The organism is Bacillus sp. B.PNR1 (assembly GCF_030386235.1).
Classification (GTDB): Bacteria; Bacillota; Bacilli; order Bacillales; family Bacillaceae; genus Bacillus; species Bacillus stercoris.
This window is the reverse complement of sequence record NZ_JANYMN010000002.1, coordinates 793,025-814,913: the sequence shown is the minus strand read 5'-3', so window position 1 is coordinate 814,913 and position 21,889 is coordinate 793,025. Positions and strand designations below refer to the sequence as shown.

The window sequence follows — 21,889 nt, the reverse complement described above, 5'->3', positions numbered from 1 at the left end:
GTGTTACACCTCTTTAGCTTCAGTCTATATATTGTTATTCCCGGCAAAGAGGTGTCCAAACCACATGATGTTTATTGTTTTTTAAAAAGGATGGTAATGACCGTCCCAATGTCCATTCTGCTGTTTACATGGATCGTTCCGTTATGCAGATGGACAAGCTCCTTGGCAATCGCGAGCCCGAGACCCGTTCCGGCAGTTGAATCTTTTGTGTTCGTCCCTCTGTAGTAACGGTTAAACAAATGGGTAATCGTTTCTTCATCCATTCCTTTCCCATTGTCCTTCACCTTTAAAGAAATATGATTTTTTGTTTGTTCCAGAATGACTTGAATCTCTGTTCCTTTGCCGTTGTGCTTCACGGCATTCCCAAGGAGATTTTCTAATATGCGCCTGAACCACGCTTCATCAAGTGCAAATTCAATATGCTCTTCTTTGGATACAAACGAGATATCATACCCTTCAGAAAACGGATTTTTCTTAAAATCCTCAATGACATTTTTAAAAAACGGGATAAGGCTGGTAAGCCTTCTCTCAATAGGAAGAGCATCATTTTTCAGCCGATATGTTAAATTTAAATCTTCAATCAGCTTGGACATGTATTCAGATTTTTCTCTGACAACCTGCCCCATTTCTTTCACTTCTTCCGGCGACCAGTCATACTGCTTCGACTCGAGCATCATGCTGTAGCCGTAAATGCTGCTGAGCGGTGTTTTTAAGTCATGTGACAAACCGGCAATCCATTCTTCCCTTGTCGCCTGGATTTTTTCCCTGTTTCTTTTATCCCTTCTCAGCGTTTCAGTCAGCTGATCCATTGATTCAAATATCTCACCGAAGAAGCGGTACGGCTGTTTGATTTTCCCCTTTTTATTTTTGCTGACAGGATGGCCTTCCCGGTTTCTGGGTTCCTCAAGCTTCCCTTTTGACAGATTGACCAGCCATCGAATCGTGTGAAAAATCGGCAGCCCAAACCGGAACATATACCAAACGGTCATCCAAATGATATACATGAACAAAACGCCCATAACAAGAAACATCGCTTTTAATACAACCTTCAGGAATGATTTGTTAAACTCCTGATCGGTTACATAGACAGGGTTCGGCACCGTAGCGACCATCCATCTGTCTTTATTGAGAATCTTAACGGAAATTTCCCGCTTATAGTTCCAAGGTTTAGAGCTGTATTTCAACAGCTCCAGCTGGTTCATCGTTTTTCTTTCGCTTTTTGTGCTGTTGATGCTGTCGAGAATGTTTCCATTGCTGTCTAACAGGTAAATGGCGCCTTTTTTCTTTTTAATATAGTCGATGGTGCCAGACTTATAGTGCGCTAGGGCGTCTATCTTTTGTTCACGCTTTTCAACGGAAGTCAGGAGCTGTTCACTCTTTGATTTCCAGCCGAACAATAGAAGATACGACTTATCTTCAATATTGATGGCCCAATAATTCAGTTTATAGTTATGAAGCTTTTTGATTTTATAAATAGACAATAGCTCTTTCTTGGTATAGGTGCCCGGCACGTCTTTTGGCACGCCGTAGGAATAATCAGTGTTTCCTTCCGAATCAATGATTTGCATCCAGCCGTGCTGTTTATCGACAGATTTCTTCAGGAAATTATCCACTTCCCATGTCCCGTCTTCGTTTACATCGAGATATGCTTCAAGTGTGTCGGTCGTCGCCTTCGTCAGTCCCGAATTGGATTCCGCATCGCTAAAACGAGCGTCTAAATAGAAAAACGACGCAACAAGCATCACCGTAAGCAGCAGGATCACAATCAGCATCTGCCCGAAAAAGTGAAACAAAAACTTCCATCTTAACCTCATGACCGCTTGCCTTCAGGATTTGGGATAAAACGATAGCCGAGACCTCGAACGGTTACAATATACTCCGGATTGCTCGGATCGCGCTCAATCTTCTCCCTAAGCTTGCGAATATGAACCATGACGGTGTTGTTGTCACCATAGGAAGGATAGCCCCATACTTTTTCATATATTTGATCCTTGGAGAGCACCACGTTTGGGTGTTCACAAAAATACTGCAAAAGCTGCAGAAGCTGAGCTGAACAAGCAACAGCTTCCCCGCCTACGATCAGCTCGGCATTTTGCGGAGAAAAAGTAAAATAATCATATGTGTATGTTTGATTTGAACTCGTTTCTTTCGATTGATATGTACGCTTGAGATGCGCTCTGATCCGCGCCGCTAATTCCAGCGGATTAAATGGTTTTGTGATATAGTCATCAGCTCCGACCGCAAAGCCCGATAATTTGTCCGCGTCGGATGATCTTGCCGTCAGGAAAAAAATCGGAGCGTCTGAATACTCTCTGATCAGCGTGCAGGCTTCAAAACCGGACATTCCGCCCATCATGACATCCAGCACAATTAAGTCAACCTTATTGGCCTTCACAACAGGAATCGCTTCTTCTGCGCTTGCCGCATCCAGTATATTTCGATAACCTTCTTTTTCGAGAACGCGTTTGATCATGTCCACAATCGCTTTCTCATCGTCTACGATTAAAATTGACGCATTTTCCACTTTTATGTTCCTTTCTGTCACTGTTTTTTTCATCTTATCATTATATCGTTTATTTATGGTACATTTTTGAATACATTGGAGCTTGGCAAATCAAAACAGCAAAAAAGGAGCAAACAAGCGCTCCCTTTTGATGTTTTTTTATATGAAAATATTATGAGTTCTCATCTACCATGTACAAAATAAACTCCCAAAATCCCGGGACATCCTGACACAAAAGCATATCAGCCTTTTCAAACATTTTGATCTTCAGCTCTTGCTCTAAATCTTCTCTTTCTTGATAGGACGTATTGCTGAGTTTTTTTCTGATCATCGGTGAAAAGCATGCAATCAGGTGCTCAATGTCAAAAGTCTCGTCATTTTGTTTCTTTTTTTGTTCAAACTGGCCGTTCACAGCTTACTTTTCCCCCTTTTTTTGCGCCGCTAGCTGCTTTCTGATATTCTCCAGCCCCTTTTTATGAATGTTGGAAATGTTTTGCCGGGACTCCCCTAATGAATCTGCAATCTCCTGCATCGTGGCACCGTGAAGATACACTTTCGTCAGCACGCTTTTTTGTTTGTCAGTCAGATTCTGAATCGCTTGGTAGAGCTGATAATCCTGAACATGCTGACTCAAATCATCCTGCCGGTCTAAAAACTCTTCAAATGCATCGCTTCCTGTTTCGGAAGGAAGTCGATCTCCTGCCTCCGGATGATCAACCGTCAGCGGATACCGTTTTTGATTTTTGCGAACCCGCTTATCAAAATCAATAGAAAAGATGCGAATCATTGAATTCATATACTTGACGATGCGGATTTCTTTATAAAACTGCTTAAATAGCTCGTCCAATGATTTTGCATCTTTTTCGTTAGGGCTTTCCATTACGTTTTTGAACAAACGGTAATGCTGAGGATTGCTCAAAAAATGCTTCACGATGGGATGCTTCATTATCTCCTTACATTTTGACCGTAAAAGACTTTGATAGTCCATCAAACCGCCTCCCTACTAAATTAAATGAAGGAAAGCAAAAAAAAGTAAACTACTACTTTCCGACTAGTGTCTTCCAAAATACTTTGCAGCAGTTTACGTTTTATCGGATTTCCTTCACTTACATACATGACTGCAGAAAAAGAAGGGAGGTATTTTCCTATGGATCAGGTTTTTATAGAGGAAGTCGTAAAACAAATCGGCAATTTGGGGTTTCCCGCGCTGATTGCAATGTACCTGCTGACCCGGTTCGAAAAGAAGTTTGATCAACTCATTGAACTAATGACAGAACTGAAAGATCATGCAAAAAAATAATTTTTCAATCAAAGTTGACTTTTCACTGATTTTTTTCACTTAACAAAACAGAAGGGAAAACGAAAGGCCTTTCACCTTCTCTTTCTGCTATCACAATTAAATCTAAGGAGGAAACATTTCATGAAAAAACAAAATGACATTCCGCAGCCAATTAGAGGAGACAAAGGAGCAACGGTAAAAATCCCACGCAATATTGAAAGAGACCGGCAAAACCCTGATATGCTTGTTCCGCCTGAAACCGATCATGGCACCGTCAGCAATATGAAGTTTTCGTTCTCTGACACTCATAACCGATTAGAAAAAGGCGGATATGCCCGTGAAGTGACAGTACGTGAACTGCCGATTTCAGAAAACCTTGCATCTGTAAATATGCGGCTGAAACCAGGCGCCATTCGCGAGCTGCACTGGCATAAAGAAGCAGAATGGGCTTATATGATTTACGGAAGCGCAAGAGTCACAATTGTTGATGAAAAAGGACGCAGCTTTATTGATGATGTAAGTGAAGGTGACCTTTGGTACTTCCCGTCAGGCCTGCCGCACTCTATCCAAGCGCTGGATGAGGGGGCTGAATTCCTGCTTGTGTTTGACGATGGATCATTCTCAGAAAACAGCACGTTCCAGCTGACAGATTGGCTTGCCCACACTCCAAAAGAAGTGATTGCTGCGAACTTCGGCGTGACAAAAGAAGAGATTGCTAATTTGCCAGGCAAAGAAAAATATATATTTGAAAACCAACTCCCTGGCAGCTTAAAAGATGACATTGTGGAAGGGCCGAACGGCGAAGTGCCTTATCCATTTACTTACCGCCTTCTTGAACAAGAGCCGATTGAATCTGAGGGAGGGAACGTATACATTGCAGATTCGACAAACTTCAAAGTGTCTAAAACCATCGCATCAGCGCTTGTAACAGTAGAACCCGGCGCCATGAGAGAGCTGCACTGGCATCCGAATACACACGAATGGCAATACTACATCTCCGGTAAAGCAAGAATGACCGTCTTTGCATCTGACGGCCATGCCAGAACGTTTAACTACCAAGCCGGTGATGTCGGATATGTACCATTTGCAATGGGTCATTACGTTGAAAACATTGGGGATGAACCGCTTGTCTTTTTAGAAATCTTCAAAGACGACCATTATGCCGATGTATCTTTAAACCAATGGCTTGCCATGCTTCCTGAAACATTTGTTCAAGCGCACCTTGACTTAGGCAAAGATTTTACTGATGTGCTTTCAAAAGAAAAGCACCCAGTTGTAAAAAAGAAATGCAGTAAATAATAGACTTACAGCTTGCAGAGAGCACTCGTTCTCTGCAAGCCTTCATAAGGAGCTGAACCTGTGAAACATCAAACGTCTTCAAAACTTTTATTGCGGCTCTCCATCAAATACTTGCTGGCCGCAGCAGCAGTGGTGTTGACCTATTTTGCTGTCATCTATATATTATTTTCTTTAGCGGGAACGAGCTACCGCTCAGCAGCTCATGTCCTGCTTTTTGCTGTGTTATTTCTTATCCTTGGGCTATTCCTAGAACCATTTGAACGCCTGATGATACATAGTTTTACATTTTTCAAGACAGACAAACGCTTATTCATTCTCCTGGCAGGCATCGTCCAGCTTCTGTTTTTATGGATGACTGCTCATACAACAGACGAAATGATCAGCGACATCTGGCTGACTACCACTGAAGAAATGATCATCGCAGCCGTATTTTTGATTTTAGACAAATGCAACTCAGCACTTCCCAGCTAAAAAAAGAACGCATTCCAATTGGATGCGTTCTTTTTATTCATAGCGCAGCGCGTCTACAGGCTGAAGCTTCGATGCCTTGATGGACGGAAGCAAGCCGAAGATAATGCCGACTGCCATTGAAAAGATGAGTGCTCCAACAACAGCTGGAATGGAGACGATAAAAGGCATCGGAAAAATGACCGTCAGCAGCTTGGCGATGCCGAAGCCCGCCAGCACACCGAGTATTCCGCCAATGCTTGTCAGCACGACAGCCTCGGTTAAAAATTGAAATAAAATCACACGCCGCTTAGCACCGAGCGCTTTCTTAATTCCGATTTCTCTCGTGCGCTCCGTTACGGAAACGAGCATAATGTTCATGACGCCGATACCGCCCACCAAAAGTGAAATACTGGCGATTCCGCCAAGCAGCAATGCAAATGACTGATTAAAGGACTCCACTTCCTGCGCGATCTCCTGAAGATCCATTACACTGTACTCTGCTTTCTCCAACTCAGCTTCTGACAGTCCCTGATTTAAAAGATCCGCAGCCATTACACCCGCTTCTTGGATATGCTCAGAAGAGTCAGCCTGCACGGCAATCTGGGTTGGCGCGTCAAACCCTTCAATAAGCGGCCACACTTTTTTCGGCACGTACAAAACCGGATTTGCATAGTCGCCTTCAAACATGCTTTCCTGCTGATTTTTTTCTTTAAAAACACCGACGACCTTAAACGGCACACCATTCATTTCAATGCTTTTATGCAGAGCGTCTCCTTCTGGAAACAGTTCATCTCTGACAGCTTCATTGATCATCACCACCTGGTGTGTGGTGTTTAATTCGTTTTCCGCCAGCTTTCTCCCTTCGGTTATTCGGATTGGGAACATATCGAAGTAATCATCGTCCACTCCGTACACTTGGGGATACGAAACGTTTGTTAAATGAAAAACGCTCGCGCCTTCTGACATGTAATATAAGGATAATCCTTTGACAATAGGATCAGATTTGATCGCCTTTACTGTATCTTCCGCTACAGGCGGCGCGGATGTATACGATACCTGAGGGCCGCCCTCCTCTTCACCGCCAGACGGCTGGTAGACAACGTTGATCGCGTTGTTTCCCATGCCGATCATACTTTGCTTTAATTGCTCACTTTGGCCCTTCAGCATCGAGACAATCGCGATGATTGCCGCTATGCCGATAATCACGCCGAGCATTGTCAGAATGGATCTTAATTTATGAGAGAAAATAGATTGAAAGGAGATTCGAATATGTTCAAGCATGGCTGATATCCCCTCTCTCATCTAATACCAACTCTCCGTCTCTGATAAAAACGGTTCTGTCAGCTTTTTTGGCGACGTCCGGGTCGTGGGTTATCATAATAATGGTCTTGCCTTCCCGATGCAGTTCAGAAAACAGTGACAAAATTTGTTCACTTGATTTGGTATCAAGCGCCCCGGTCGGTTCATCAGCTAAAATAAACCTCGGCTGATTGACAAGGGCCCTCGCAATCGCCACCCGCTGCTTTTGACCGCCGGACAGCTTAGGCGGTTTGTAGGAGACCCTGTCTTTTAATCCGACCTTTTCCAGCGCTTCATATGCCCGTTGTCTTCTCTCTTTCTTCTTCACTTTATTGTAAATCATCGGCAGCTCGACATTTTGCAGCGCGGTGAGACGCGGCAGCAAATGAAAAGTTTGAAACACAAACCCAATTGATTCGTTGCGAATTTCGGCTAAAGCTCCGTCTTTCCCTTTCAATATATCGATCTGATCAAGCGTATAGGTTCCCGAGGTTGGCCTATCCAAACAGCCGATAATATTCATTAACGTTGACTTTCCAGAACCGGAAGGCCCCATAATAGCCAAAAACTCCCCTGCTTGGACGGTCAGATTGATATGTTTCAAGATTGGAACTTCTTCTTTTCCCAGCTTGTACGATTTCGAAATATTATTCAGTGTCAGCATTGACTGTAACCTGCTTTCCTTCCTTGACCGCGGGATCAGGGTAGATTACATAATCTTCCGGCGTCAGGCCGCTCTTAATTTCCACCATTTCATTTTCATCAGTATCGCCGATTTCAACAGGCTGCTTGACCGCTTTCTGCTTCTCATCAGCTTTCCACACATACGGTTCGCCGTCATCCTGAATGACCATGTCGGACGGCAGCTTGATCGTATCCGCATCAGCATCATCACTCACCACTTCGATGTTGACATGATAGCCGACTTCAAGACCTTTATGGCTGTCTAATAAAATGGTAAAAGGATAGTTAGAGGACTGAGGATTCATTTCTTCATCAGAAAAGCTTTCTGATTCTTCACCCTCGCCTGCTCCCGCTGGAAGCTTGCCGATCGAGGTGACCTTTCCTTTCCACTCGCCCTCACCGCCTGTTTTCAGTGTGACCTTGACTTTGCTGCCTTTTTTGATCGTGTCCATTAACAGCTCGTTGATTTGACTCTTGACTAGATATTTGCCTGTCGAAACAATCTGGATATACGGACCTGTTGCCTGATCGCCTGTTGCCCCGTCAGCGATATCCTGATTGACACTTTGGACGATTCCGTCATGTTTGCTTGTAATGACATTGGAACCTTTGTTTTTCGTCAGGCCAGCCAGTTCTTTTTGATGCTGTTTCAGTTCGAGCTGGCTTGTTTTCAAATCGAAATTGGCTTGGTCAATTTCATCTTGAAGCTGGGCTTTCTCTTCTTTCCCTGCCGCTTTCAGCTTCTTTTCCGTTTCTGTTATTGATTTTTGCAAACGGCTGATTTGCAAAGTTGTCATTTCGATTTGCAAGTTAGCCTGCTCAATTTCATCAGAGTGATCCTCACCCTCATACTCAAAAAGCTTATCACCCTTTTTAACCTGATCGCCTTCTTTGACGTATGTTTTTTTAATACTGCCTTTTTCTGAATCTATGTATACTTTCTGCTGTTTTTCAGGTTCAACCTTTCCAGAAAACGTTTGGCCTGATTCTGAATCTCCTCCCATGTATACCGCTACCGATTCAGCATAGGGCTCCGATGATACGGCAATTTGGTTCATGTGAGTAAAAAAGTAAAAACCGCCGGCGCCGATCCCAGCCAGTACAAGCACACCAGCACAAATCGCACCGCCAATAAGCCATTTTTTCTTCTTGGACACAACGATCTCCTCTTTCTGTAAACATTGTAATATTTTCGAAACATTCTATCCAATATTATCTATTAATTCAAAAAGACTTGCAATCTTTTTATTGAAATGACGGAATCAAATAGAAAAATTGTATTTTCGCGGCGAATAAAAAAAATCCCGGCTTCGAACCGGGATTTTTCTTACACAGAAACAAGCTCTTTTTCATTTTTAATCAGATCATAGGTCAAGCATACAGGTTTATTTGTACGGGGATCAGTCACGATTTCAGCATCAATCTGAAATACCCGCTGCAAAATATCCGGTGTCATGACCTCAAGTGCAGTACCTTCCTTGATGACAGTGCCTTTTTTGAGCGCGATCATATAATGGGAAAAACGAGCTGCGTGGTTAAGGTCATGAATGACCATTAAAATTGTCCGCCCCTGCTCTTTGTTGAGTCTGTCAAGCAGCTGCAGAATTTCAAGCTGGTGTGCAAGATCAAGATACGTCGTAGGTTCATCCAGCAGCAGCAGCTCCGTCCCTTGCGCAAGCGCCATGGCAATCCACACGCGTTGACGCTGTCCGCCTGACAATGCCTCAATCGGCCGTTCAGCAAATTCAGCCATGCCAGTTTCTTCAAGCGCCCATTTGATAATTCGGCGGTCTTCGTCATTTAATCTGCCGAATCCTGATTGATGCGGAAACCTGCCGTACGACACCAATTCGTGCACCGTTAGGCCGCTCGGCGCTTCAGGTGTCTGTGGCAGAATCGCCATATCTTTCGCAATGTCTTTTGTAGACATTTTATGAATCGCTTTGCCGTTTAAATAGACGGCTCCTGCATGCGAACGCATAATTCTGGACATTGTTTTTAAAATCGTTGATTTCCCGCAGCCGTTCGGGCCAATTAAGGTGGTAATTTTCCCTTTAGGAATCGATATATTTAAATCCTTTACAATCACCCTGTCGCCATAACCGATTCCAAGCTGTTCCGTTGATAATGAATTCATATTCGGCCCCTCCTCTAATTCGCTTTCATCAATAAATAAATAAAGTAAGGCGCACCTAGCACGGAAATGACAAGTCCGACTGGAATTTCTGATGGTGCCAATACATTTCTCGCCATTGTATCAGCGAGCAAAAACAAGAATGCGCCGATGAGGGCGGAGACCGGTATCAGCGTCTGGTGACGCGGACCGGTCAGCCTTCTAGCCACATGAGGCGCGATCAATCCGAGAAACGCGATGCCTCCCGCAGCTGCCACACATGAAGCGGCAAGAGTGACGGCTGCCAGAAGAAGAATCCGTCTCTCCCTTTCAACAGGAGTGCCCAGTCCGGTCGCTAGTTGGTCTCCTAGCTGCAATATGTTCAAATAGCGTGCCTTATATAAAGTAAATGGTAGCAAGATCACAATCCAAGGAAGGATCGCCCAGATCATATTCCAGTTCGCCCCCCATATTGAGCCGGATATCCAAACCGCGGCTTGCATAAAATCATGAGGGTCCATCTTGAGCTGAAAAATCAGCAACAGGGCGTTGAATCCGGCATTTACCCCGATGCCGACTAAAATCAGCCGAATCGGTGTGACGCCCTTTTTCCATGCCAGAAGATAAATGAGAAACGCAGCGAGGATTGCTCCTGCCAAAGCACTGAACGGCAGCATAAATGTTCCGAAAAAGCTGAGATCTGAAGCTGATCCTTGAAAAAAGTATATAAAAAGCACAACGGCAAGTGAGCCGCCGGCGTTAATTCCGAGAATACCAGGCTCAGCAAGATCATTTTGAGACACGCTTTGCAAAATGGCGCCAGCAACGGCGATCCCTGCTCCAACAAGCAAAGAAAGGATGATCCGGGGCAGCCTGAACTCAAATAAGACAAGTTCATCACGCGCTGTCCCTTGGCCGAAAAAGACCTGAAGCGTTTTAAGCGGTGCAATTTTGATAACACCCAAATTGAGACTGATAAAAAAGACCAACACGATGAGCATAAGGGTCACAGCCATTACGGCGAGCGATTTTCTTGTTGTTGTTTTCATTACAGCCCTCTCCTTTCACGACGTGCCAAATAAAAGAAAAAGGGAACGCCGATGAGAGAAGTCAGTGCGCCGACAGGCGTTTCAAAGGGTGCGTTTATGAGTCTCGCCGCTATGTCAGCAAAAACAAGCAAAACAGCACCGAGCACCGCCGAGCAGGGAATGATCCACCGATAATCTACACCGACCAAAAACCGGGTAATATGCGGAATGATCAGCCCGATAAATGCGATAGTGCCGGCTATGGAAACCGCAGCTCCGGTCAAAATCACTACGATAAGCATGCCAACCAGTTTCACCGCTGATGTATATTGTCCTAGCCCTTTTGCCAGATCGTCACCAAGACTTAACACTGTCACAGACCGGGCGATGAAAAACGCCAGCGTTAAACCGACAGCCCCTGCAATAAGCAAAAGCTGGACCCCTGACCATTTCACACCCGCTACCCCGCCTGCGTACCAAAAGCTGATATCCTGAGCCACATCAAATCGGATCGCAATGGCGGTTGAAATTCCGGTAAAGAAATAAGTAACTGCCGTACCCGCCAGAGCAAGCTTTACAGGCGTAAGCCCGCCCCTTGAAAACATGCCGATGCCCATTACCGTCGATGCACCCAGTCCCGCTCCCGCAAAGGACCATAGCACAAGCCCCATTGCAGAAAGTCCGGGAAAAAAGGCAAACGCAATCGAAACCGCAAACGCAGAGCCTGATGTCACACCCATAATCGAAGGTTCTGCCAAAGGGTTTCTCGTCATCCCCTGCATGATCGCTCCCGACACTGCCAACAATGCGCCTACAAGTGCGGCAGCAGCCGTTCTCGGCAGCCGAAGATCATGTATAATTTGGTGAGATGTCTTTGTCGGCTGATAATGAAAAATGGCGTTCCATACAGTGTGCAAATGAATATCCGCTGCACCGAGGGATATGGATAAAAGGGCGCCAAGGCAAAGCAGGCATAGACCTGCAATAAGGACGATAACCGCGCCATATGTCCTTGACGTCCATTGGATTTCTTCTGATGCAGTCTGTATATTTTTATGTTGACTCAACTGCCGTACTTCCTTTCTGATACTGATAATGATTATCAATTGCTGTTTCAGTATATCACTTTTTTCAACAGATTTAATAGCGTGTTTTGAACAAAAATGAAAATGCATTTGCAAAAATATCGTGTCAACCGGCACTTGCAGTGGTATAATCACAGTTGATAATGATTCTCTTTTTCATCTATTTTTTTAGAAAGAAGGTATGAGATATGACCCATATATACAAGAAACTCGGAGCCGCGTTTTTTGCCCTGTTATTGATTGCAGCGCTGGCAGCCTGCGGGAATAACTCAGAAAGCAAAGGCTCTGCCTCTGATTCAAAAGACGCAGAAACCTTTACATACAAGGCTGAAAACGGAAATGTAAAAATCCCCAAGCATCCTAAACGGGTGGTTGTCATGGCTGACGGCTACTACGGCTACTTCAAAACACTTGGCATCAACGTTGTCGGTGCACCTGAGAACGTATTTAAAAACCCTTACTACAAAGGAAAAACAGCCGGCGTCGAAAACATCGGAGACGGCACTTCGGTTGAAAAGGTCATTGATTTAAACCCTGACCTGATTATCGTCTGGACAACACAGGGTGCTGATATTAAAAAGCTTGAAAAAATCGCGCCGACTGTCGCAGTAAAATACGATAAGCTCGACAACATCGAACAGCTGAAAGAATTTGCAAAAATGACAGGAACTGAAGATAAAGCTGAAAAATGGCTGTCCGAGTGGGATAAAAAAGTTGCGGCGGCTAAAACAAAAATCAAAAAAGCGGTCGGTGACAAAACCATTTCCATTATGCAAACGAACGGAAAAGACATTTACGTATTCGGTAAAGACTTTGGAAGAGGCGGAAGCATTATTTACAAAGACCTCGGCCTGAAGGCGACAAAGCTGACAAAAGATAAAGCCATTGACCAGGGACCTGGTTATACAAGTATTTCATTAGAAAAGCTCCCTGACTTCGCCGGAGATTATATTTTCGCGGGCCCATGGCAATCAGGCGGTGATGATGGCGGCGTATTTGACAGCTCCATTTGGAAGAACCTGAACGCCGTTAAAAATGGCCATGTCTATAAGATTGATCCGATTGGCTTCTATTTCACCGATCCGATTTCATTAGAAGGCCAACTGAAGTTTATTACGGAAAGCTTGACTAAATAAACGAAAGAGCCGGACAGGCGGCTCTTTTTTCATGCAATAAAAGGAGCGGCTCATGTTAAACCACATCGGATATTTTTTTACTCAATTCATATTAAGCTGTATCATCATCGCAATCAGTTTTTTTAACGGGCTTTATATCGGAAAACCTTTTTCAGATGTGTTTCTTGTTTTTATCTTAGTGCTTATTCTGTTTGGTTTGCTGGAGAGGCTGAAAAACCGTTTTTTGCAAATACGATTATCCGTAAAGGTTTTTCTTTCTATTTCAGCTTTCCTGTCAGCTGTTTTAACAATCGGATTGCTAACAGGAGAAATTGTATTTCAATAAAAAAAGACACCTGACAAAACAAATCAGGTGTCTTTTCATTATGCTTGTTTTTCTCTCTGAAACTTTTTACTCACAAATGGATAAACAATCAAGCCGACAAAGAATAAACCGATGCCGAGAATAAATGTCGTTAAATCTGCTGTGCCTGTTACAATAACAAACACAGAATATGCACACGCCAGTATCGCGATCAATCCGTCTCTTACACGGGAGCCTTTCAGCTGATCATACGTTTCACCTTTGATGACTAGCTTCAAGCTGTAAATTGCAGATACCAGATACGGTATTAAATATGCGAGTGTCGCCGCTGTCGTTAAAAATGTAAATGCGTCACTTATTGTCCGGGAAATAACGGAGAAAATGAAGACCTGTGACATGACGTTTGTAATAATGAGTGCAATGACCGGACTTCCCTTTTTATTCGTTTTTGCAAAAACTGCCGGGAAATCTCCTGCTTTAGCGGCTTGGTATGGCACCTCAGAGCCAAGCAAAATCCAGCCGAGCATCGTTCCGAATAAACAAAGGATAGCCAAAAGCGCCATAATCACGCTTCCCGCGTTTCCAACAATCGCATAGAGTACATCAACAAATGGTTTTTCAGAGCCGACAAGCTTATCATGCGGCAGAACACCCATCGTAATTAAAGTCACTATAATATAAATGCTCAAAGCAATCAGCAAGCCGGTAATCGTCGCACGTTTCACATCACGCTGAGAACGCGCACGGCCGGACAGGATCACCGCGGATTCAATTCCGACAAACGCCCACAGTGTAGAAATCGCGGCGTTATGAACCTGGCCGCCAATTCCAATGCTTGTGCCGTTTTCTCCTTGAACCGGGAAATAAAAATGACCGAATAATGTCGTTTGAAACACAAATAAACCGGCAACGATAAAGAAGACAAAACCTAATACTTTAGAAAGCGTTGTGACAAAGTTCAATTTACTTGCACCGTTAATGCTGGCAACAAGAATCGTGTGCGTTCCCCATAACAAGATCGTACATACGGCAAACGTCAGCAATTGGCCGAGCGTCACCTCTTGCCCGCCGATCGAAAACATCTCACGTTTGTCAACCAGGATCGGGAAGAACGAAGTCAAGTAACCGGCGAGACTTGTGATGATCGCCACGTTGCTGATCCAGCTCGCCACCCAGTAGCCCCACACCATTGTGAAACCGGCAGCGTTGCCTTTCTTCGGATCGGAAAACAGCGCTCTGGCATAACTTTGAGGACCCGCTGTCAGTTCAGGCTTGCGAATGGACAAGTGCCCGAACACAAGCGCAATCATCAACACGCCGGCACCTGTCAAAAGCCAGGCGGACGTAGCGCCAAACGGACTTGCGATTGAAGCAAGCGAGCTCGGCAAGGAGAAAATTCCTGATCCAACCATATTTCCAACGACAAACGCCGTTAATAACCAAAAACCCCATTTTTTTGTCTGTTCCATTCCAGTACCTCCATGATTCTTTGTACGGACCAGACCCCGAGATCATATAAACGCAAAAAAAGCCTGAACAAAAGTCCATGCTTAAAGAAACACACACCCTTGATCTCCGGATAGCCCTCCGCGAAAAAGCACGCGGCAGTCCTGCACTTATTCAGATACAGTCCCAGCATAGAGAAGGATCGGCTTTCTCCACACTTCGGCGCTGATGCCTTTTACACATGTTTAACAGCTCCTGTCAGCCTGGCATGTGTGACTCATCATCCGCGCAACCTCTACCTCACTGAGAAAGAGTGAGGATTTAATTATTCAGTTACTCCCAGAAGGTTATCAAAGAAAGGATGATCTGTCAAAGGGAACAGATGGAAAATACGGATAGAGCCAAGCCCTATCCGCATGTGATTATCGATTATTTTTCTTTTTTTGCACAGCTTCTTGAAGCGGATCATCTTTTAGAGCTGAACCTGCATCTTCAAGAGCTCCTTGGATTACGCTTTTTTCTTTTTCGGAACGTTTTCCTTTATCTTTATTAAAGAAACCCATTCGTATCACCTCTTTTTAAAAATAGGTACATGTTTAATATGCCTTTTTCCTGAAAAATTATGCGGGAAATTTTTTATCGTCCAAAGTCCTGTTGATCAAACATACATTCTCTTGATATATTTGTAATTCAGAGATTTTTTGCAAAAGATAAAGGAGAAGCGGCAAATGACAGGAAAAACACACATCATGGGAGGCATCGCTTCTTGTACGGCAGCAGCTTATTATTATGGATTTGATCCAGTGCTTATGGCTGCGTCAGGCGCGGTTGGGGCATTGATTCCCGATATCTGCCACACGCAAAGCAAAATCGGGAGAAAATTTCCTATTTTATCGAAAGTGGTCAGCTCCGTTTTTGGCCACCGTACCTTTACACACAGCCTGCTGTTTATGCTCATCATGTTTTTTATCACTTCTACATATATTCCAGATAAAAACATCTCAGCCGGCTTAATGATCGGAATGGCGAGCCACTTGATTCTTGACGCTTGGACAGTGAACGGAATCAAATTACTATTCCCTTCAACGATCCGCGTGCGGCTTCCATTATATATGAAGACAGGCAGTTTTTCTGAGCAGCTCGTGCTAGCCGGCCTGACCCTTGCTTCATGTTACTACTTTTATATGCTGTTTCATGGACGCATGTTGTAAATGCGAGTGCTGAAACTTGTCTGAACCGGCGGTTTTTAGTAGGTTTTACTTAAGAAGCATTTCATGCAGATGATCAAGAAAACGTGAGGAGTCATATTGATGAAAGGAACCTTTTTTCACAATCAGCGGTTTTTATGTTTTTCGATCTTGTTTATGTGGATCAAAACGTATGTGATATATAAACTCGGCTTTGATTTGCAGATCGACACTCTGTTGGAAGAGCTGATTTTGCTGATCAATCCGCTCAGCTTTATCCTTCCTTTATTCGGGATCGGCCTGCTTCTGAAAGGAAACAAGCAGCGGGTCTTTTTGCTGATTGCCAATCTGGTTCTGACTGTCATCTTGATCTCCAATACGATTTTTTACGGATTTTATATCGATTTTATTACCATTCCGGTTTTATTTCAGGCCAGCAACATGAGCGATATGGGCAGCAGTGTAAAAGAACTGTTCCATCCTCTGTTTATTGCCCTGTTTGCGGATTTGGTTTGTCTGCTGCTGCTCGCCAGAAAAACGAAACAGCCGCAGACAAAAGCCGCTCCCCGCACGATCAAACGGTACTATGCAGCTTCCTGCGGCATGATTTTATGCACGCTGGCACTTGCAGAAGTACAGCAGCCGAAGCTTTTGGCACATTCCTTTGACCGGGAAATGCTCGTCAAAAGCATCGGTCTGTTTCAGTTCCATATATACGATACGATTTCTCAGACTGTTAATATAAGCGCGAAGGCATTTGCCGATGAAGACAGCATATCTGCCATTAAAAATTACACAGAGGCTGATTATAGCAAGCCTGATCAAAGCAAATTCGGACTGGCAAAGGGACGCAATGTCATCTTTGTAACACTTGAGTCGACCCAAAGCTTTGTGCTGAATGAAAAAGTCAATGGAAAAGAAATTACCCCTTTTATGAATGATCTCGTTAAAAAAAGCTATTCCTTTGATCATTTCTATCAGCAAACAGAACAAGGGAAAACATCTGATTCAGAATTCATCGTTGCTAACTCAATGTATCCTTCCCTTAGCGGCGCCGTCTTTTTCACGAATAGCGACCATCAATTTCATACGATGTACAAATCGCTGAAACAGCATGATTATTATTCAGCCGCCTTTCATGCCAACCATAAAACATTTTGGAACAGAGATGTCATGTACGATACATTTGGGATTGACCGCTTTTTTGATGTTGATGACTTCCATGTCACTCCCGGAACATCGACAAGCTGGGGCTTAAAGGATAAGGAATTTTTAGAGCAGTCCGCCGAAAAGCTGAAAAGTCTGCCGCAGCCATTCTTCAGCAGTTTCATCACGTTAACGAATCATTTTCCGTTTGAGATTGATAAAAAAGATCAGCTGATTGATGAATACGATTCGAGCAGCGCCCTGCTAAACCGTTATGTGACAACGGTGCGCTATGAGGATGAGGCATTAAAGCATTTTATCAAAAAGCTGAAGGACGAAGGCTTATACGAAAATTCGATGATTGTATTTATGGGGGATCATTACGGCATTTCAGAAGCCCATAACGAAGCGTTGGCAGAGTTTTTAGGAAAAGACGAAATCACTCCGTATGACAATGTTCAGCTCCAGCGGGTGCCGTTTATCATACATATCCCGGGAATCACCGATCAACAGCCGGAAACCATCTCTGATGTTGGCGGACAAGTCGACGTCAGACCGACACTGATGCATTTACTCGGCGTTGACACAAAAGGCGATATTCAATTCGGCAATGATTTGCTGTCGGGCGATCGCACACCATTCGCCGTGCTGCGAAACGGAAGCTTTATTACGAACGATTTTATATACACGAAAAACACGTGCTACAGCCAAAAAACAGGTGAAATACTGGAAGATCAGGATGCGTGCCTCCCTTATAAGGAGAAAGCAAACGAAGAGCTGTCTCTCTCTGATAAAATTTTAAATGGTGACCTGCTCAGGTTTTCCGAATGAAAAAATCCCTCTATATAAAGAGGGATTTTTTACGTTTCCAACATCACCTTGCCAGTCAGCTTTGTTTCATAGCCATTTAAATGAGACAAGTTCGCCTTGTAGTCCTCAGAATTCAAAATCTCCTTCACGGCTTTGAGCAGCTGCTCATTTTTTTTCAAAACGACGATATCATATTGTTCATCGATGAGCGGGATAAAATCAACACGTCCCATATGTGCCGCGTGCTGCGCCCCGATTCCCGCGTCAGCCTGTCCGCTTGAAACTTGTGAAGCGGCAGCGTAATGATCGGTCACGATATCGCCGTATCCCTTTACATCAACCGGCTTCACACCAAGCAAGCCAAGCTGTTCATCAAGGAGCACCCTTGCGCCAGAACCCTTTTCCCTGTTGATGATCCGGATATCAGCTCTTTTCAAGTCTTTCCAGCCTTGAATGTTTTTCGGATTCCCTTTTTGCACATACAGACCTGCTTTGCGGAGAACGACATTGATGAGACAAAACGGTTCACCTGACAAGATCCGTTTTACATAAGGGGCGTTATACTGGCCCGTTTCTGCATCGTACAAATGAAGGCTGACAATGTCACACTTGCCTTGATACATATCAATCAGGCTGTTTAAGCTTCCTTTGTATTTACGGAGCGGCGTCTCCTGAATGGCATTCTCCAAATGCTTGCTGAGAAGATCCATCGAAATGTCCTGTCCGCTGATCATGACATTCGGTCTGCCGTCCGGTTCAGCCTCCTGCATCTGTTTCTGCGCTTCTGTTGCAGCGATGGGCTGAGACATTCTCATATTCGTCTTATATTGCTTTAAATCTTCTTCATCCACACGCATCTGCCTTCCGACACGGTAAGCAGGCAGCACGCCTTTTTTAATCAAATCATAAACGGTCAGCTTTGATACCTTTAGCAGACCTGCAACTTCTTCTATCGTATAGGAAGAGGTTTCATTCATCATCATCACTCTCCTATTTTATTATACCTTTTCGCCGAATGTAAAAAAACCCACATAAACCAAACATAATCAGTTATAATTAGATATAACTAATCATAAGGGGTGCAATCATGTTTAAGAAGTATTCTATTTTAATCGCAGCCTTAACCGCTTTTCTGCTTGCAGCAGGCTGTTCTTCAAACCAGTCTTCAACAGACAGCGGGAAAAAAGTAACATTAACGATCTCAGCTGCCGCAAGCGCGCAGGATGCACTTGAGGAAATCCAAAAAAATTATGAAAAAGAACATCAAAATATTACCATCCAAGATAACTATGGCTCATCCGGCACCTTGCAAAAACAGATTTCTCAAGGAGCAGGAGCAGATCTGTTCTTCTCAGCTGCTGAGGATAAATTTAAAAAGCTGGTGGATGATGGGGATATCGCAAAAAAAGACAGCACTGATTTAGTCGGCAATGAAATTGTGCTGGTCGTACCGAAAAACGGAGATTCACCTGTGACAAGCTTCAGCAATCTGGCTGAATCAGAAAAAATCGCACTTGGCACTCCGGAATCCGTACCGGCAGGAGCTTATGGGAAAGAATCACTGACAAAACTGTCTTTATGGGACAAAGTGAAGGATAAAATTGTGTACGGAAAAGACGTTCGCCAAGTTCTTTCTTATGTGGAAACCGGCAATGTAGACGCAGGTATTGTTTATAAAACAGATGCCCTGGTCTCGAAAAAGGTCACCATTATTGACGAGGCAAAAGCAGATACACACAGCCCGATTGTCTATCCGTTAGGAATCGTAAAAGATACAAAACACCGTAAGGAAGCGAAGGAATTTTACGAATACCTGCAATCTGATGAAGCAATGAAAGTATTTGAGAAATATGGTTTTACTGCTGAGTAGCATAAACGCTTCAGAATTTTTAACACCTGTTATGCTTTCCTTTCAGGTGGCGGCAGTTGCCGGAATTGTTGTCATTATTCTCGGAACACTTGCTGGGGCTTGGATGTCACGGGCATCATTTTTTGGAAAAACGGCGCTCGAAACATGTTTTATGCTTCCGCTCGTTCTTCCGCCTACTGTTGTCGGTTTTATTTTGATCGTCATTTTCGGAAAGCATAGCTTCATCGGACAAGCCATCGAGTGGATCTTCCGGCAGCCTGTCATTTTCACCTGGTGGGCCGCTGTGATCGCCTCGGCTGTTGTAGCCTTTCCGCTCATGTATCAATCAGCCAAAACCGGATTTGCTGACATTGACCCCGATATACAGGGTGCGGCAATGGTAGACGGCGCAAGCAGATGGAAGGTCTTTATCCATATCTCCGTCCCGCTTGCCTATCCTTCTTTGCTGACCGGGAGCATCCTGAGCCTAGCGCGGGCGCTCGGAGAATTTGGCGCAACACTCATGTTTGCCGGGAACATCCCCGGTGTTACACAAACACTGCCGACGGCCATATATGTTGCATTGGATTCCGGAAACAATACCCTTGCCTGGGCGTGGGTCGTCTGTATTGTTGTCATTTCCTTTTTGATGCTGTTTTTCATTCAACAGAAAAAAACGCACTAAAAAAACTCCCCATAAAGGGGAGTTTTTTGATTAAAACAGAAGCTCATCAGGATTTGGGCCGACACGCTCATCTTTGTTTAACGCGTCAATTTTATCCATGTCTTCTTGAGACAATTCGAAATCAAAAATATCAGCGTTTTCGATGATACGGTGTTCTTTAATGGATTTTGGAATGGTTACAACTTCATGCTGCAGATCCCAGCGCAAAATCACTTGAGCTACAGATTTATTATGCTTTTCTGCAATCTGTGTCAGTACTTCGTTATCCAAAAGCTGTCCCTGCATGAGCGGAGACCATGCTTCCAGCTGAATGCCGTGTTTTTTACAATAGTCTCTTAATTCTTTTTGCGTCAAACGAGGGTGAAATTCAACTTGGTTCACCATCGGTTTGATTTCAGCATCTTTTAACAGCTCTTCTAAATGATGAACTTGGAAGTTGCTGACGCCGATCGCGCGGATTTTGCCGTCTTTGTACAGCTTTTCAAGCGCGCGCCATGTATCTTTAAATTTATCTTTTCCAGGCCAATGGATCAAATATAAATCTAAGTAATCAAGCTGCAGTCTTTCTAGGCTTTTTTCAAAGGCAGCAAGCGTTGTTTCATAGCCTTGATCTTCATTCCACACTTTTGATGTGATGAAGAGCTCTTCTCTTGCCACACCGGATTCTTTAATCCCGATGCCAACACCTTCTTCATTTTTGTAGATCGCTGCTGTATCAATGCTGCGGTAGCCGTTTTTAATTGCCGCTTTCACTGATTCAGTCGCTTCACTGCCATTTTCCACTTTAAAAACACCCAGACCGAACCAAGGCATTTCAACTCCGTTATGTAACTTTACCGTATCTTTTAAACTTGTTGGCACTTGAACATCCACCCTTTCACTGAAATGTAAGCGTCTATATTATCTCACATTCCTCTCAGCCGATACCAATAATACGCTTAAGGCCCTGTTTTTGCTTCTTTTTTCACAGCCAAGGTAAAACAGAGTACTATTTTTTTCCTATTTTAACAAAATTGAGATTACAAATACATGGAGCCGGGTATGCGTGTAGTGTAACCAAATGAAAACAAAGGAGGAAACAACTTGAAACGTATTCGTATCCCAATGACACTTGCTCTTGGTGCCGCTTTGACAATTGCCCCTTTGTCCTTTGCTTCCGCTGAAGAAAATCCTGCTCCGAAGATCTCGCAGACAACAACCGCCGGAACAACTGCCGCTGATGTAGGTTTAAACGTCAACCTGGATGTACTTGGAATTGCCAACCAGATCGCTGATGCCATCAAATCCGCACAGAATCGGGATGGATTTGTGAAGAATCTCATGGAGTCTTCCTTCTACGCGTCCGGCCAAAAATATAACGTCATGGTATTTAACTTAAGCCAGGAATATGAAGATCATTTGAACGGTGTGCAATTTTATGGCTCAGCCGTTTATGACGGCATTACGTATGGCATTTGGGTATTTGAAGACGGAACGTTTACAAACAAAGGGGATGGCGGCTGGATTAACTGGGCCTTCAGAGGCTGGTTCGACCGGGATGGCAGCACTGTCGAATTTCATCGCCCTTAATATAGAAAAAAGCTGGC

General features: G+C 44.0%; 24 protein-coding genes and 1 riboswitch. Of the genes, 10 read left to right on the top strand and 14 right to left on the bottom strand.

The genetic code is table 11. From position 1 onward, the window contains the following. Positions 1-71: 71 nt before the first annotated feature. The 4 genes from yvrG to sigO form a co-directional block, all read right to left on the bottom strand. Positions 72-1,814 carry a two-component system sensor histidine kinase YvrG gene (gene yvrG / locus NZD81_RS15430; protein ID WP_206869121.1) on the bottom strand — a complete coding sequence of 581 codons (1,743 nt, stop codon included), beginning with the start codon at positions 1,812-1,814 and terminating at the stop codon, positions 72-74. Further along, positions 1,811-2,524 carry a two-component system response regulator YvrH gene (gene yvrH / locus NZD81_RS15425; RefSeq protein WP_003243545.1) on the bottom strand — a complete coding sequence of 238 codons (714 nt, stop codon included), beginning with the start codon at positions 2,522-2,524 and terminating at the stop codon, positions 1,811-1,813. The genes yvrG and yvrH overlap by 4 nt, the downstream gene beginning before the upstream one ends. Before the next feature lie 151 nt (positions 2,525-2,675). After that, positions 2,676-2,915: a sigma-O factor regulator RsoA gene (gene rsoA / locus NZD81_RS15420; protein WP_014665355.1), complete on the bottom strand. Its 240-nt coding sequence runs from the start codon at positions 2,913-2,915 to the stop codon at positions 2,676-2,678. A 3-nt stretch (positions 2,916-2,918) separates the two neighbouring features. Continuing rightward, on the bottom strand, positions 2,919-3,449 hold the full coding sequence (sigO, locus tag NZD81_RS15415; protein WP_003228469.1) for an RNA polymerase sigma factor SigO: 531 nt from the start codon (positions 3,447-3,449) through the stop codon (positions 2,919-2,921). Between the two features lie 201 nt (positions 3,450-3,650). Between sigO and NZD81_RS15410 the strand changes: the two genes are divergently transcribed. From NZD81_RS15410 to NZD81_RS15400, 3 genes are all read left to right on the top strand, one after another. After that, positions 3,651-3,803 carry a YvrJ family protein gene (locus tag NZD81_RS15410; RefSeq protein ID WP_003244090.1) on the top strand — a complete coding sequence of 51 codons (153 nt, stop codon included), beginning with the start codon at positions 3,651-3,653 and terminating at the stop codon, positions 3,801-3,803. A gap of 120 nt (positions 3,804-3,923) precedes the next feature. Then, positions 3,924-5,081, top strand: coding sequence for an oxalate decarboxylase (gene oxdC / locus NZD81_RS15405; RefSeq protein ID WP_069150299.1), 1,158 nt, complete (start codon positions 3,924-3,926; stop codon positions 5,079-5,081). Positions 5,082-5,141: 60 nt separating this feature from the next. Then, positions 5,142-5,552, top strand: a complete 411-nt coding sequence (locus tag NZD81_RS15400; RefSeq protein WP_289860955.1) for a regulatory YrvL family protein — start codon at positions 5,142-5,144, stop codon at positions 5,550-5,552. A 33-nt stretch (positions 5,553-5,585) separates the two neighbouring features. Here NZD81_RS15400 and NZD81_RS15395 read toward each other — a convergent pair whose 3' ends face one another. The 6 genes from NZD81_RS15395 to NZD81_RS15370 all read right to left on the bottom strand — a co-directional run bounded on the left by NZD81_RS15395 (position 5,586) and on the right by NZD81_RS15370 (position 11,722). After that, positions 5,586-6,812: an ABC transporter permease gene (locus NZD81_RS15395; RefSeq protein WP_040081838.1), complete on the bottom strand. Its 1,227-nt coding sequence runs from the start codon at positions 6,810-6,812 to the stop codon at positions 5,586-5,588. Further along, entirely contained in the window at positions 6,805-7,494 is a 690-nt protein-coding gene (locus tag NZD81_RS15390; RefSeq protein ID WP_014480848.1) for an ABC transporter ATP-binding protein, read from the bottom strand. The genes NZD81_RS15395 and NZD81_RS15390 overlap by 8 nt, the downstream gene beginning before the upstream one ends. Next, positions 7,478-8,671, bottom strand: coding sequence for an efflux RND transporter periplasmic adaptor subunit (locus NZD81_RS15385; protein ID WP_069150301.1), 1,194 nt, complete (start codon positions 8,669-8,671; stop codon positions 7,478-7,480). Before NZD81_RS15385 ends, NZD81_RS15390 begins: the two co-directional genes overlap by 17 nt. 170 nt (positions 8,672-8,841) lie before the next feature. Further along, entirely contained in the window at positions 8,842-9,651 is an 810-nt protein-coding gene (locus NZD81_RS15380; protein ID WP_069150302.1) for an ABC transporter ATP-binding protein, read from the bottom strand. Between the two features lie 14 nt (positions 9,652-9,665). Beyond that, positions 9,666-10,676, bottom strand: coding sequence for a FecCD family ABC transporter permease (locus NZD81_RS15375; RefSeq protein ID WP_069150303.1), 1,011 nt, complete (start codon positions 10,674-10,676; stop codon positions 9,666-9,668). Beyond that, complete coding sequence (locus NZD81_RS15370; protein WP_069150795.1) at positions 10,676-11,722, bottom strand: FecCD family ABC transporter permease; 1,047 nt, start codon at positions 11,720-11,722, stop codon at positions 10,676-10,678. The genes NZD81_RS15375 and NZD81_RS15370 overlap by 1 nt, the downstream gene beginning before the upstream one ends. 206 nt (positions 11,723-11,928) lie before the next feature. Here NZD81_RS15370 and NZD81_RS15365 point away from each other — a divergent pair, with 206 nt between their 5' ends. After that, positions 11,929-12,876 (top strand): iron-hydroxamate ABC transporter substrate-binding protein, encoded by a 948-nt coding sequence (locus NZD81_RS15365; RefSeq protein WP_147772525.1) that lies wholly within the window; start codon positions 11,929-11,931, stop codon positions 12,874-12,876. Between the two features lie 52 nt (positions 12,877-12,928). Next, complete coding sequence (locus tag NZD81_RS15360; RefSeq protein ID WP_282373487.1) at positions 12,929-13,201, top strand: hypothetical protein; 273 nt, start codon at positions 12,929-12,931, stop codon at positions 13,199-13,201. Between the two features lie 38 nt (positions 13,202-13,239). Here the strand turns inward: NZD81_RS15360 and NZD81_RS15355 are convergent, their stop codons facing one another. Together NZD81_RS15355 and sspJ are read right to left on the bottom strand one after the other, a co-directional pair. After that, on the bottom strand, positions 13,240-14,649 hold the full coding sequence (locus NZD81_RS15355; RefSeq protein WP_069150306.1) for an amino acid permease: 1,410 nt from the start codon (positions 14,647-14,649) through the stop codon (positions 13,240-13,242). A 103-nt stretch (positions 14,650-14,752) separates the two neighbouring features. Next, positions 14,753-14,932: riboswitch (Lysine riboswitch) on the bottom strand. A 116-nt stretch (positions 14,933-15,048) separates the two neighbouring features. Next, positions 15,049-15,189, bottom strand: a complete 141-nt coding sequence (sspJ, locus tag NZD81_RS15350) for a small acid-soluble spore protein SspJ (protein WP_014665368.1) — start codon at positions 15,187-15,189, stop codon at positions 15,049-15,051. Positions 15,190-15,354: 165 nt separating this feature from the next. Here sspJ and NZD81_RS15345 point away from each other — a divergent pair, with 165 nt between their 5' ends. Next, positions 15,355-15,837, top strand: a complete 483-nt coding sequence (locus NZD81_RS15345; protein ID WP_014665369.1) for a metal-dependent hydrolase — start codon at positions 15,355-15,357, stop codon at positions 15,835-15,837. 99 nt (positions 15,838-15,936) lie between these two features. Continuing rightward, positions 15,937-17,790: an LTA synthase family protein gene (locus NZD81_RS15340; RefSeq protein WP_282373493.1), complete on the top strand. Its 1,854-nt coding sequence runs from the start codon at positions 15,937-15,939 to the stop codon at positions 17,788-17,790. 29 nt (positions 17,791-17,819) lie between these two features. On the opposite strand, the gene NZD81_RS15335 is transcribed toward NZD81_RS15340, so the two are convergent. Further along, positions 17,820-18,746, bottom strand: coding sequence for a substrate-binding domain-containing protein (locus tag NZD81_RS15335; protein ID WP_282374356.1), 927 nt, complete (start codon positions 18,744-18,746; stop codon positions 17,820-17,822). Positions 18,747-18,856: 110 nt separating this feature from the next. Here NZD81_RS15335 and modA point away from each other — a divergent pair, with 110 nt between their 5' ends. Both modA and modB read left to right on the top strand, forming a co-directional pair. Then, a complete protein-coding gene (gene modA, locus NZD81_RS15330; protein WP_282373494.1) occupies positions 18,857-19,639 on the top strand; it encodes a molybdate ABC transporter substrate-binding protein in 783 nt (260 codons plus the stop codon). Continuing rightward, the gene (gene modB / locus NZD81_RS15325) at positions 19,611-20,303 is read left to right on the top strand and encodes a molybdate ABC transporter permease subunit (protein WP_134975116.1); all 693 of its coding nucleotides are present in this window, start codon (positions 19,611-19,613) and stop codon (positions 20,301-20,303) included. Before modA ends, modB begins: the two co-directional genes overlap by 29 nt. 30 nt (positions 20,304-20,333) lie before the next feature. On the opposite strand, the gene pgoN is transcribed toward modB, so the two are convergent. After that, a complete protein-coding gene (gene pgoN, locus NZD81_RS15320) occupies positions 20,334-21,164 on the bottom strand; it encodes a glyoxal/methylglyoxal reductase (protein ID WP_040081825.1) in 831 nt (276 codons plus the stop codon). 222 nt (positions 21,165-21,386) lie between these two features. Here pgoN and yvgO point away from each other — a divergent pair, with 222 nt between their 5' ends. Next, positions 21,387-21,872 (top strand): stress response protein YvgO, encoded by a 486-nt coding sequence (gene yvgO, locus NZD81_RS15315; protein ID WP_014665375.1) that lies wholly within the window; start codon positions 21,387-21,389, stop codon positions 21,870-21,872. Positions 21,873-21,889 lie beyond the last annotated feature (17 nt).